This window comes from Dyadobacter ginsengisoli DSM 21015, from assembly GCF_059568735.1.
The window spans coordinates 335,830-348,888 of the sequence record NZ_JCANTY010000008.1; the positions used below are offsets into that span (position 1 = coordinate 335,830).

Genomic DNA, 13,059 nt, shown 5'->3' on the forward strand with positions numbered 1-13,059 from the left:
ATGGTCGTTGCGCGCCCTTTTTTCACTCCAAAACTTATCAACCCCATTTCATGATGATTAAATCTTACGTTAACAGTTTACGTATAGCGCATTGCGGTAAAGCTGGCAGGATATCGCTTGCCGTGCTGCTGCTCGCTCAGGCCGTTCCTTTGCAAACACATGCTTCCAAACCGGCCTCCGCCTTTGTGCGGGCCGATAAACCGGTTTCCGGCGTGATCCGGGACAAAGAATCCGGGCAGCCGCTGCCAGGTGTATCGGTGATCATCAAGGGGTCCTCTAACGGAACTATTACCGATCAGGATGGTAAATACCAGCTCACTGCTCCGGAGAATGCCACTTTGGTGATCTCCTTCATCGGCTATGCTACCATTGAAAAAGCGATCGGCGGACAAACGCAACTTTCCGTGGACCTGGGCGCCGATACCCGCCAGCTGAACGAACTGGTGGTCGTGGGGTATGGTACCCAAACCAAATCCGAATTCACCGGCTCCGCAGTGCGTTTGAAGGGCGAGGCTATCAGGGAGCAGCCGATCCAGAGCTTCGATCAGGCACTGGCAGGGCGGGCGGCAGGGGTGAGGATTGCCCAGCCCAATGGGGTGCTAAACAACCCGCCGGTGATCCGGATCCGGGGCGTGAACTCTATTTCACTGAGCTCCTATCCGTTGGTGGTCGTGGATGGTATTCCCATCAACACGGGAAATGTGTCGACGAGCACCGCGGTGCCCAATAACCCGCTGGGAGATATCAATCCGGCTGACATCGAATCGATTGATGTGCTGAAAGATGCGGCTTCCACTTCCATATACGGCTCGCGTGCCGCCGCAGGCGTGCTGCTGATCACCACCAAACGCGGAAAGACCGGTAAGCCAAGGATCAACATCGAATCCTGGGCCGGTGTCTCGGAGGTGACACGGCTTCCCCAACTTTTGAATGCGGAACAATACATTGCCATTAAAAACGAGGCGGTTCTCAATGCCAAGATCCTGGGAGGCAATGAGCACAATGACAAGGTGCCTTCCAAATTGTTTTTCCCCAATCTGAATCCCGACGGCTCGCCGATCGATTTGCGCTGGTACGACTATATCTACCGCACGGGCGTATCGCAGAACCACAACCTGAGCGTTTCCGGCGGTACGCAGAGCACCACCTACTATTTTTCAGCCAATTACAGCAAACAGAACGGCTTTTTGAAAGCCAATGAGTTCGACCGCAAATCGGCGCGCTTCAATATCGATCAGGAGGTGAACCGGTGGCTGAAACTGAACGGAAGTGTTTCCTACAACACCACCAACAACGCTTCCCCCTATGCGGGATCGCTGCCCGGCTCGAATTTTTTCCTGGTGGGCCTCGCTCGCCTCGCCATCGCATTACCGCCGAATGTCCCTGCGTATAACCCTGACGGTTCGTACAACATCAGTACCGTGAGCCCGAATACCATCGGCATGGGCAACAACCAGGTCGTGAGCAACTGGGGTAACCCGGTAGCGCAGTTGGACAAAAACCATTACACTTCGGCCAACGACCGTATCATCGGCAGTTTCGCGGCAACAGCCAAAATCCTGAAAAACCTGGAATTTCGGACGAGCTACGCGATCGACCGGCTGAGGACGGAGACCAAAACTTTCGACAGTGCATTGCAGGGGAATGGGTATTCTACCAAGGGCAATGCCGTAAACGTGTCAGCGCTCCGTGATAACTGGAACTGGACCAACACGCTCACTTTCACACCCACATTCGGCAAGCATTCGGTGTCGGTGCTGGCGGGTTACGACGTGCAGAAATTCAACAATTCGGCTTGGGGTGCCTCCCGCTCGCAGGGTGCCGATCCGTTTTTTGAAAATTACCAGGGTAACTGGGGCTCCATTACTACTTCCGGGAATGAGCTCGACGAGCGCGCTTACTTATCCTACTTCTCCCGCGTGAGCTACGACCTGGCCAAGAAGTATTTTGTGACCGTCAATTTCAGACGGGATGGTAACTCGGCATTGGGTTTTGATAAAAAATATGGAAACTTCGGCGGTATTTCGGCCGGATGGGCATTGTCGGAGGAGGCGTTTTATAAAAACCTGAGGGTGGCTTCGGTACTGAGCTCGGTGAAATTGCGGGCCAGCTGGGGGCGGGTCGGTAATGGTAACATCAGTAATGCATTCGGTTCGCTGGAATTATACAATGGCGGCTTGTACGGCAGCGCGCCAACCTGGGCGATCTCGCAGGCGGGCAACTCCGATCTAGGCTGGGAGACCAGCCGGCAAACCAATATCGGGGCGGACCTGGGCCTGTTCGACGACCGCATCCAACTGGACGTTACTTACTTTGATAACAATGTGGACGGCCTGATCCTGAGCGCCCCACAGGCCATTTCGAAGGGTATCCCTACTAATTCCATTCTGCGTAATGTGGGCTCGATGTACAACAGGGGCATTGAACTGGGCATATCGGGAACGATTATCCGCTCCGGCGAATTCTCCTGGAACGCCTCGCTGAACTTTACGAAACTGCAAAACAAGGTGACCGCCCTTTCGGACGGTAATACCGACATCGTGGGCACCACGCACGTGGCCTATGAAACTACCAATGTAACACGGGTAGGGCATCCGGTGGGTAGCTTGTATGGTGCTAAAACGGCGGGCGTCAACCCGGAGAACGGCCGCCGGATCTTCCTCAATGCCAAAGGCGAAAAGGTACAGTACAGTCAGGTTGTTGGCCCGGGTGAAAGTAACTGGACTTACCTGGACGGTAAAAAGGCAGCTGCGATTACCGGTGCGGATTATTACCTGATCGGCAATGCGCTTCCGAAATGGTACGGCGGGTTCTCGAATAATTTCAAATACGGGCCTTTCGATGCTTCGGTGAACTTCACCTACTCGGGTGGTAACCAGGTTATGAACGGTACCAGGTCTACTCTGCTCGATCAGCGTGCTTACAACAACTCCACCGAGATCCTGCAACGGTGGCAAAAGCCCGGCGATGTGACCGACATTCCGCGCCTGGTGTATAACGACCAGCTTTCGGGCGGATCGTCGTTCCCCGTTTCAACCAATGCCGAAAAAGCGGATTTCCTACGTCTCCAAAACCTTTCGCTTGGCTACCGCTTGCCTGCATCCGTCTTTGGAAACGCGGGCATCGGGCCGGTGCGCATTTATGCGCAAGGGGCGAACCTTTTCCTGTTGACGGGCTACAACGGTACGGACCCGGAATCGTCGGTGAACGGAAACTCGAACACGACGCCGGGCATCGAAAAGAACTCGGTAGGGCAGGCCCGGACCTTTACGCTGGGAGTGAATCTAAGTTTTTAAATAACAGCTCTTATTATTACCATGAACATATTCCATCAAATCGGCCGCAGGACATTGGACTGGGGCTTTTCCGTTGCATTTACATTACTGCTCCCTTCGTGCGATTCGGATCAGCTCCTCAATCCCGTACCGGGAACCTCCATTACCGGAGTCAATGCATTCGATACGCCGGAGCGCATTCTCGGGCTCGTCAATGGCATTTACAAATCGGCCAAGGGCGGGAATTTCTATGGTGGGAATTACTACACCTATTCAGAAGTAAGGGGGGAGGAGTTTATCAACCGTACCAGCAATACTTTTACCGCATTCGAAGCCTGGAACCACACGCTCAATGCCGGCTCCAACTTCATAGCCGGTTTCTGGGCTTCGGGCTACGAGACCATCAATAATGCCAATATCCTCATCAAAGGCATAGGCGAACATCCCGGCGTGGTGAGCGAAACGCTGTCCAAACAGTATGTAGCCGAAGCAAAGTTCGTGCGCGCATTGAGCTATTTCGCGCTCGTAACTGCCTATGCCCGTCCGTATAATGAAGATCAGGGGGCTTCCAAAGGGCTGCCGCTCCGGTTGCGGGCCGAAACGACCTCCGCCAATAACGATTTGAAACGGAGCACCGTCGCCGAGGTGTATGCCCAGATCATCAAAGACCTGGACGAAGGGGAGGCAGATCTGCCCTTGAATCACAGCACCGCCCTGCTCAATACCACCCGGGCACACCGCAACACGGCTATCGCGCTCAAAACCAGGGTGTATCTCAATAGCGGGAAATACGCGAAAGTGATTGAAGAGGCAAAGAAGATCGTTTCGGCGGAAGCACCTTTTTCGGCGGCGACGGGCGTGAAACACCAACTGGAAAATATCACCGAGATTTTCACGACCAATTATACCAGCAGCGAATCGATCCTGTCGGTACCAATGACGGAGTTGGACAATGTCACGGGTCAGACTTCCTTTCCGTACGTCATCAATGCCAATTCGGAGTACAACCTGAACCCGGCTGGCATCTGGGGCGACACCGAATGGCGTGCATCCGACCTCCGGCGTACGTTTGCACGCACGGCTTCGGGAGTCCAGTTTCTGACCAAGTATGCCAAACCATCGCCATTTCTGGATTACCTGCCCATCTTGAGGTATTCCGAAGTTTTATTGAACTATGCCGAGGCGGCGGCCCGCACCGGCGATCTGACGACCGCATTGACGTTGCTCAAAGCCGTACGGAACCGGTCTGATGCGAGCTATGAGTTTCCAAAAGGCGCAACCGGCACGCAGCAGGCCCTCGTAGCGGCGATTTTGAAAGAACGCCGCATTGAGCTGCTGGGTGAGGGGCTGCGGTCGAACGATATTGTGCGGAACCTGCTGCCATTTCCTGCCAAATCGGGTAATGGCCTGGTTGCACCGGAGGTTATTCCTTCGCAGGCCAACTATGTGTTTCCCCTGCCGAATACAGAGATCGTGACGAACAAACTGCTATTGGACTAAGCCCGGCGAGGTAATTCCAAACTTCCCGAAATTCCCTAACCGGTGGTATGGTTTCGGAATTTCGGGAAACGGGACCGGGAGAATGTGCGTTCGACATCATTCGTTGTTTATATTTGTATATAAAATCTATAATAATAGTAGATTAAATTTGAACGCTATGAAGAACACGTATCAACTCAAACTGAAATATCCGGCTACATTCAGCCTGCATCATATTACCTCCCTGATGGAATCCGTGAACGGGATCCGTATCCAACGCCTGAATGTAATCAGCAAAGGCTGTGATTTTGTAGGTGTGATCGTCGTCGAGGCGGCGGGGCGGCTGCATTACAATTACCTGGTGAAGCTGATCCGGTCCAGGGAAGAAGTGCAAATCGAAGAATAATCCGTGTCCTGTTACTTTTTTATGAGCATGAGAAAACTGAATTTTCTGATCACCCTGTTCTTTGTTTCTGTGCTGGCTGTCCGGGCCCAGCATGCCGTCCCCGGGAATGTCGTAAAACCGGATGGCCAGGCTTTGGCCAAAATCAAGGCCGGGAAAGCCTACCTCGTGGATGTACGTACGCCTGAGGAGTTCAATAGCGGGCACTTGCAGTATGCCACCAATATCAATTTCAATAGCCCGGAGTTCAAGACAGAGATCGGCAAACTAGATAAAGGCAAGCCGGTGTACCTCTATTGCCGCTCGGGCAATCGGAGTGGAAAGGCGGCTGACACGCTTAAAACGCTGGGTTTTCACGCTTTTTACAACATAGGTGGTTTCGAGCAACTCAAAGCTGACGGATTTCCGGCTGACCACATTCAAACCGGCGCGTCGAGGAAATGACCGGGAAATTGTTCTCTATAATATTACTGGCTTTGCTGTTCGGAAATCAGGTGGCTGGCCAATCGATCCGCTTGCAGCGTTTTGAAGCGAACCCGATTATCCGTCCCGATATGCTTCCGGGCTCTGACGGGAAGAATATCAACGGCCCGTCGCTCATCAGGGTACCTGAATGGTTACCCAACCGGCTGGGCAAATACTATCTCTATTTCGCGGACCATAACGGCACTTACATCCGGCTTGCCTATGCCGACGACCTGAAAGGCCCGTGGAAAGTTTACGAGCCAGGTACTTTGCAAATGAACGACTGCGCCTGCAAAGGCGAGGCCGACGAACTGAAAGCCGGCAGGCACATCGCATCGCCTGATGTGCATATCGACAATGCGGGCAAACAGTTGGTAATGTATTTCCATTGCCCCCTGTTCGTCAATGGCAGCAAAGCCGAAAAAAGCAATTACAAACAGCTCACCCTGCGCGCCACTTCTACCGACGGCATGCATTTCAAACCTGAAACGACCCAACTGGGTGAATCCTATTTCCGCGTTTTTGAGTGGAATGGCCAGCATTACGCCATTTCGCGCCTTGGTATTCTCTGGCGTTCACCGGATGGCATCAAGGCTTTCGAAAGAGGCCCGAATCCGTTTAACAAGATTCAGCGGCCTGCGTCCACGTTGCGCCACGCGGCTGTAAAGTTCACTGGCGACACGCTTTGGGTGTTCCACTCACGCATTGGTGAGAGCCCGGAGCGGATTTATTTTTCCAAAATCTCGTTAAAAGGCGACTGGAACAACTGGAAACCGACCGAGCCGCAGGTAGTCGCATTGCCGGAAAAAGCCTATGAAGGCAGTGAATTGGCACTGACGGTTTCCAAAGAAGGAGCCGCCCGCGAAAGGCTCCGTGAACTCCGCGATCCGGCATTTTTTGAAGAAGACGGCAAATGGTACTTGCTGTATTCGGTAGCGGCCGAAAGCGGGATTGCGATCGGCGAACTGATCAGATAAGCCTTAATTATCCCGCAAAATCATGAAACAGACCCCGTTAGAGAATTTTGTGATCTTCGCGCTGCTGTTGCTACTCTACTTGCAGACGTCCGCGCAGCATTATATTAAAGCCGATAAACTGCCGGAGCCACGCTTTCTGACCAAACCGCAGGATGCCAACGATTACTGGCCAGGCTTTACCGCTGACGGGAAAAAGATATTTTTCAGCCGCCAGAAGCAAGGTCAGAAATGGGAGCTCTTTCAAGTGCCGGTCAGTGGCGGCGAGGCGCAGGTATTTTGGAGTGGAAACGTTGGTGCAACCCGTGCGAGCGCTGCTCCCGACGGACAGATCGCATTCACCGGCATCGGTCCCGGTCAACCGGCCAGCCTCTGGCTTACCGATTCTGTCGCGACTACTCCACGACAGGTAATGATACGCAACCTGACCGGAAACCCGTTTTACCCCAGCTGGTACCCGGGCTACAAGCAGGTGGCTATCGTCTCATATCAGGGCGAGCGCGGTGGTAATATTGTGAAAGTAGACCTGCAATCGGGTCAATCGCAAACGCTCACGGACCCGGCGGTGATCCGCTGCGGAATGCCTTTCGTGTCACCGGACGGAAAAACGATCGCTTTTGCCGGCCAGCGCCCGACAGCCGATAATGTGTATGACCAGACCCGCAATTCGATCTGGCTGCGGAGTGAGGATGGCACCCTGAAACAGCTTAGTCCTGGTCAGGGCCGCGCGCCGGTATGGTCGCCTGACGGCCGATGGGTCGCCTACGAATCTACTGAAGGGAGTGCCACGGGGAAGTATGCGATTTACATTATTTCAGCGGACGGGAATATCAACAAGCAGGTGACCGCCTTTGAATGGAATGCCAATCACCCGGTGTTCTCGCCTGATAGTAAATGGCTCGTCGTGTCCGCACACCACTCCGATGCGCCCGCGCGTACCGGCATCGCCGTGATTCCGGTGGATCTGGCAGGATTGGCGAACTAATATCCACTTCTACTACAAACCCACCGACGGCCTGAAAATGGTTTGGTATGAGAATCCTCTAAAATGATGAGGGGTGGGTGAGCCGCTTACTGGTCGTAACGAAGCCCCAATCCAACACAATGCTGTCAGCTATTGTCTTCGCGTTCAGGCGTAGCGAAATCATAAAAGACCCGAAACAGATTGCCGTCAAGATCCGCGGCTGTGAACTCATGCAACCCCCAGGGCTTTGATTCCGGCGGTGAAACAATCTTCGCCTGGCCGGAAACCCAGAGCGCGTACAACGCATTAACCTGTTCCTTGCTGTCGAGATTGAGCCACACCAATGCCGGCCCGACATTGCGGTAATGCGTCCGAAATGCTTCGTTGGTGAGAAACATCCTGCAATCTCCTTTTGAGATTCCTGCAATGCCGCCATCCTCGCCACCCCAGTCTATACTGAAACCGAGATTGCGCTCGTAATAGGCAGCAGCCATCTTTAAATCGCTTACCGGTATCTCCGGTACGGCGCCAGGAAATTTTAAATTCATTGCGGTTCTTATTTTAAACTAAAGTACAATTAATCGAAGGCCCCGGCAACCTGCGCTTTTCTCAATTATGACTTATTTTTTGTAACAATACGAATGCCGCCGGTACCCCGGCCGTCAAACTGCCGGCATTTTGCGGGCTCTTATCGAACCAGCAAGCGTGCAGGACTTGATTGCTGCCTGCGGGAACGAAGTCCTCAGCAGTGACTTGCCTGTTTTTAATACGCCGGCATACCTGCCTGCGCAGGCGCAATAACAGCGCCCTGTTTGACCAACTCTGCTCTCAGCGCATGATATTCCACTGCCTGCACTGACTTTTTTGCCTCTATCGCTTGAACGGCAGCTATTGCGGCAGCTTGTCCGAGCAGCATAAACGTCCATTCCAGCCGGATAGCGCCGTAAGCAATATGGCTGGACGACAGGCAGGTTGGGGTCAGTAAATTCGTGCATTCGGTCATCCGGGGTACCATTGAGCGGTACGATACCGGCAACGGCCGCCAGTAATCCCCGCCAAATACAAAGCCTTCATTATAGGCAGTGCCATCGCGCACAATGCGCCGGGCGCTGTGGACGTCGGTTGGCCAGTATGCGATGCAAACGGGATCTTCCACGGGAACCGGGTTTTCCTTCCGTACGTGATGCTCGGTAATCACATAATCCGATACCATCCGGCGCGCGTCGCGCACGTAGAACATCCGCGGGAAATGGCCGTTGTCGGTAAATTCATCCCGGGCATAGCCCCAACTCGACCATTCCTGCTGCAACTTCGGCGCGAGCGAAGCAACCTCCTTGTCTGTGGCGAGAAAGTAAAAAAGCCCCTTCGTGAAATTGGCATGAAATCTGAGTATCTGTTGTCGTTTTTTGTGATTTCCTTCAGGATAAGCGGCATTCATCCCGTAGAGGTTGTGCGAAAGGTCGTGCCAGGCTCCCAGGTCGGTTTTACCATTCGGAAGCTGGGCTGCGGGGACATATAGTTTACCGCCGGCCTTCAGGTACCGCAGGTATATTTCATAGTCGCTTCGCCGGTAATCGTCCGGTTTGTAAAACGGCATGCGATTGGAGGGGTTTTGGGTCAGACAGACCCGGAAACAGTATGCCTGGATGTTTTTGTCTGCCTCCCCCGGTGTGCCCTGCGGTTCGTTTTGGATGGTCGGGATCAGGCCGCTCCCGGGATCGCCGGGAATGCGGAAGGGGTCAACCTTCACGGCAAACTGTGCATGGGTGGTTTCGCCGCGAATGCCATTCAGTGTTTCGCCATAGGTGCTGTTGGCTTCGCGGCCCACCACCGTATGCACGCCCGCTGCGGCCAGCAGGTCGCCTTCAATGCTCGCATCGATAAAGACTTCGCCTGAAAAAGTGCGGCCGTCGGATGTCCTGATCTGCCCGATGCTGGTTTTGGACTTTCGCACTGCATCAGCCGGTTCGGCCAGGCGTATGTTCAGAAAAACGGATATTTTATGCTCCGCAAGCCAGTCGGAGATCACCTTTTCCGCCATTTTGGACTCCATGCGCCACAGAGCGGGGTCTTTCCGCTGCTCCCGCAACATTTGTTCGAAGGCTTCCCGGCGGTGGTAAGCGCTGGCGATACGCCGGTAAAATTCGAGCGCAATCCCACCCACGGCCGGACTGTTTTGGAACTCGCTGTGATTGTCGATATCGGTTCCTCCAAGTCCTTCCACCACATTCCCGCCGATATGCGCCGAAGGTTCGAGCAGCGCGACGGTTTTACCCATCCGGGCCACCTGTATCGCCGAGGCAAAGCCCGCTGCCGTGCCCCCGTAAACCACCACATCGAATTGGGGCTGGCTATACGCAGTCAGCGAGATCCCGAATAGTAATAATGCGTGAATGCATTGTTTCATATGCCTATTTTTTACGTACGTCTTTGTCACCATCCCATGGCTGCTGATCGATACTGATGATGACCGCCCTATCTTTCAACCTGGACTGCAATGCGGGGATATCGATCGCCTGTACACTTTTTTGCTGTGATGCAGCCATCGCTGCCGCAATTCCGGCGCTATTCCCGAGCTGCATCCAGGTGGATTCCACCCGTGCCGAGCAGAATGCCACATGCGATACCGAGAGACATACCGGCACAAGCAGGTTGATGCATTCCGAAGCCTTGGGGGTAATGGTGCCGTAGGAAAATTCATAAGGCGCGGTGGTCGGATGCCAGATCCGGCCCTCATTGACAAATTGTGTTTTGGAAACGGCCACACGCTGCACATGATGGCTGTCGATCCAATGCGAGCCGAGGCAAATCGCGTCGGGTTTGGAACGTTGTTCGAGGATATCATGCTGTGTCTGGACCAATTCCCCCTTCATTCTTCTGGCCTCCCGGACATACAGGTAATAGGGGAAGTTGCCATTATCCTGAAATTCATCCGCCGTGAGACCGTACCTGTTGACCTCATCATGTAGAGCCTTTGGTACTGAGGGGTCGTTGGCCAGAAAGTAGAGCAGGCCGAGCGTCCAGTTTTTGTGATCGTTGTAAATGGCTTTTTGTTTCTTGTAATCTGCATCGGGATATTCGGTATTGCCACCAAAATGCCCGAGCGAAATGACCGATTTCTGTTTGTTGTTGGTTTCGAACTTCCCCGCCGGATAGTTCCAGGCATACAGGTCGATGATATCCCGGAATTTGGTTTCGGGTTTGTTTTTCAGAAGACGCCTGAGCAAGACGAACCGTTCAGGGGTGTATTGCCCGGGTTTTGGAAAAGGTACCCTGTTATCCAATGTCGACATCATGACCCGGAAATTGTAGTTCATGACACGCTTATCCGCCTGGCCTTCCGTCAAAGTGCTTCGCTCGACGAAACCCGGTAACAACTTCCCCGAATCATCGTAGGGCGAAGCATCGATGGGCTCGTCCATAAACCGGACGCCCGCGTAGGATTCACCATAAGTGTCTTTGCTCTCCCGACCGTACGTATACGATACCCCTGACCGCGCCATCAGGTCGCCCTCATAGGTGCAGTCCAGAAACACGCGTGCTGCATAATCGTTCCCATCCGTGAGCCGGATCGAGGTGATGGCAGCTGCTTTTTTATTTACTTTCTGAACATACCCATGGAATGTGACCTTCACGCCCGCCTCAGACAGCAGATCTTTGAAGGTCTTTTCAGCGACATGCGATTCAAAATAGAACTGGGTTTTGTCCTTTCCATAAAACTTGCTCATGCGCGCATAGAATTCCAAGGGAAGACCCGAAATCGTTTCCTCGATCATGTGTTCCGACTCCGCTGTGCCGATGCCGCTCGTATTCAATCCGCCGACATGGCCTGTTTGTTCAATGAGCAGTACTTTTGCACCCTCCCGCGCCGCTGCGACAGCCGCTATGACACCACCGGGGGTACCTCCGTATACAATAACATCGTATTTCTCCTGGGCAATGCCCGTGAGGCCTTTAAGCAAAATGAGTATGATAAGAAAATATTTCATAAATATCGGGATAAGCCGGCAAGGGCTTCACCAGGAAGGCCTTGCCGGACGATGATTGCTATTTCAGTGGATTAATAACCTGGATTTTGCTCCAATGCCGGGTTGACGTCTATTTCCTGTACCGGAATAGGGTATAGCAAATGGCGTTGTTCGGCGACGATACCCAGCTTCTGCATACGGGCGATGTACCGGCCCGTTCGGAGCAGATCCCACCGGCGATGGCCTTCGAAGCAGAGTTCCCAGCTGCGTTCCTGATAAACACTTTCACGAAATTGATCCTGAGTAAGATTTTTAAGATCGGGGAGTACCGTGGATTGCCTGCCGTTTCTGGCCCGCGCCCGCACCTGGTTAACGGCCGCGTAGGCATCTGCTGTGGGCCCACCCGCCTCATTGAGGGCTTCGGCGTACATCAGCAGCACATCCGCGTATCGTATCACCATGAAATTGTTGCGTGCGCGACCTGCACCGCACGCCAGCGGGTCCCAGTATTTGTCGGTATGCGGCCCTGTACGCGACTTCACAACCGTTCCGTTTGCTGTCTTTTTCTCTTCAATCACCGTCACCTCCCGGCGGTAATCCCCTTCGGTGTAGGAGCTGGCGTGGGTCGGTACCACTTGGTAGGTGCCGCCGGTGAGATTGATCGGGTAGCTGAAATAGATTGCGAAATTCTCTGCCATCGGACTTCCGTATTGCGGCAGCACGCAGCTGTATTGTACGGAGAAGATATGCTCGGGACCGTTTTCCTTTTCAGGGGTAAACACGTCGCGGTAGTCGGGTACCAGGCTGTATGTACCTGATCCGATCACTTCCCGGGCCTTTGCTGCCGCATTGGCCCAATCCTTACGGGTAAGGTACACCTTCGCCAGAATGCTTTTGGCTGCTCCGGAGGTAGCCCGGCCGGTTTCGGAAGCAAGCGTGTATTTGGCCGGGATGGTGTTTTCCGCTTCCTGCAAATCTGAAATGATCTGGGCATAAATCTTGTCCGCAGGATCGCGGGCCATTTCCACGTTGACCACGTCGTTGCTCACCGCCGTTACCAGCGGCACATCGCCGAATGCCCGTACCAGGTTGAAGTAGGACAATGCACGCAGGAATTTGGCTTCGCCCACGATCTGATCGCGGAGCTTGCTGTCCATGCTGATACCGGGAACGTTGGCAATGACGCGGTTGGCCCGATCGATCAGTGTGTAGCTGGCGGTGTAGAATGTATCAAAAACGCCGGACCCGCTATTGAACAGGTTCTTATGTATTTCGCTGCCGCCGCCGTTTTCTTCCCGCACTTCACATTCATCCCCGTTCAGGTCCGCGAGATCGATCATGGTCATTCCGTACACGCCCCGCAGCCGGTCGTAGACGGCATTCAGTGCCGATGTTGCGTCCGAGGCGGTTTTAAAAGAATTGGACTCTTCCAGAAAGCTGAGGGGTTCTTCTCTCAGGTTGTCTTCGCAGGACACCGAGAACATCAGTGCGACGATGAGCGTCAGAAGGTATTTTGTTTTCATTTCCAAAA

Annotated in this window: 10 protein-coding genes; 6 read left to right on the forward strand and 4 right to left on the reverse strand. The window is 53.6% G+C overall.

Going from position 1 to position 13,059, the window contains the following annotated elements; all coding sequences use genetic code 11:
* Positions 1-50: 50 nt before the first annotated feature.
* From BP71_RS29015 to BP71_RS29040, 6 genes are all read left to right on the forward strand, one after another.
* Positions 51-3,296 carry a SusC/RagA family TonB-linked outer membrane protein gene (locus tag BP71_RS29015; RefSeq protein WP_496385099.1) on the forward strand — a complete coding sequence of 1,082 codons (3,246 nt, stop codon included), beginning with the start codon at positions 51-53 and terminating at the stop codon, positions 3,294-3,296.
* Between the two features lie 21 nt (positions 3,297-3,317).
* Positions 3,318-4,775, forward strand: a complete 1,458-nt coding sequence (locus BP71_RS29020) for a RagB/SusD family nutrient uptake outer membrane protein (protein ID WP_496385100.1) — start codon at positions 3,318-3,320, stop codon at positions 4,773-4,775.
* Between the two features lie 157 nt (positions 4,776-4,932).
* Positions 4,933-5,160, forward strand: a complete 228-nt coding sequence (locus BP71_RS29025; protein WP_295934363.1) for a hypothetical protein — start codon at positions 4,933-4,935, stop codon at positions 5,158-5,160.
* 27 nt (positions 5,161-5,187) lie between these two features.
* Positions 5,188-5,601 (forward strand): rhodanese-like domain-containing protein, encoded by a 414-nt coding sequence (locus BP71_RS29030; protein WP_496385101.1) that lies wholly within the window; start codon positions 5,188-5,190, stop codon positions 5,599-5,601.
* Positions 5,598-6,599 carry a glycoside hydrolase family protein gene (locus tag BP71_RS29035; protein WP_496385102.1) on the forward strand — a complete coding sequence of 334 codons (1,002 nt, stop codon included), beginning with the start codon at positions 5,598-5,600 and terminating at the stop codon, positions 6,597-6,599. Before BP71_RS29030 ends, BP71_RS29035 begins: the two co-directional genes overlap by 4 nt.
* Positions 6,600-6,621: 22 nt before the next feature.
* The gene (locus BP71_RS29040) at positions 6,622-7,581 is read left to right on the forward strand and encodes a TolB family protein (RefSeq protein WP_496385103.1); all 960 of its coding nucleotides are present in this window, start codon (positions 6,622-6,624) and stop codon (positions 7,579-7,581) included.
* 125 nt (positions 7,582-7,706) lie between these two features.
* On the opposite strand, the gene BP71_RS29045 is transcribed toward BP71_RS29040, so the two are convergent.
* From BP71_RS29045 to BP71_RS29060, 4 genes are all read right to left on the reverse strand, one after another.
* Positions 7,707-8,108, reverse strand: coding sequence for a VOC family protein (locus BP71_RS29045; RefSeq protein ID WP_496385104.1), 402 nt, complete (start codon positions 8,106-8,108; stop codon positions 7,707-7,709).
* 215 nt (positions 8,109-8,323) lie between these two features.
* A complete protein-coding gene (locus BP71_RS29050) occupies positions 8,324-9,967 on the reverse strand; it encodes an FAD-dependent oxidoreductase (RefSeq protein WP_496385105.1) in 1,644 nt (547 codons plus the stop codon).
* 4 nt (positions 9,968-9,971) lie between these two features.
* Entirely contained in the window at positions 9,972-11,549 is a 1,578-nt protein-coding gene (locus BP71_RS29055; RefSeq protein ID WP_496385106.1) for an FAD-dependent oxidoreductase, read from the reverse strand.
* 71 nt (positions 11,550-11,620) lie between these two features.
* A complete protein-coding gene (locus BP71_RS29060; RefSeq protein ID WP_496385107.1) occupies positions 11,621-13,051 on the reverse strand; it encodes a RagB/SusD family nutrient uptake outer membrane protein in 1,431 nt (476 codons plus the stop codon).
* Positions 13,052-13,059 lie beyond the last annotated feature (8 nt).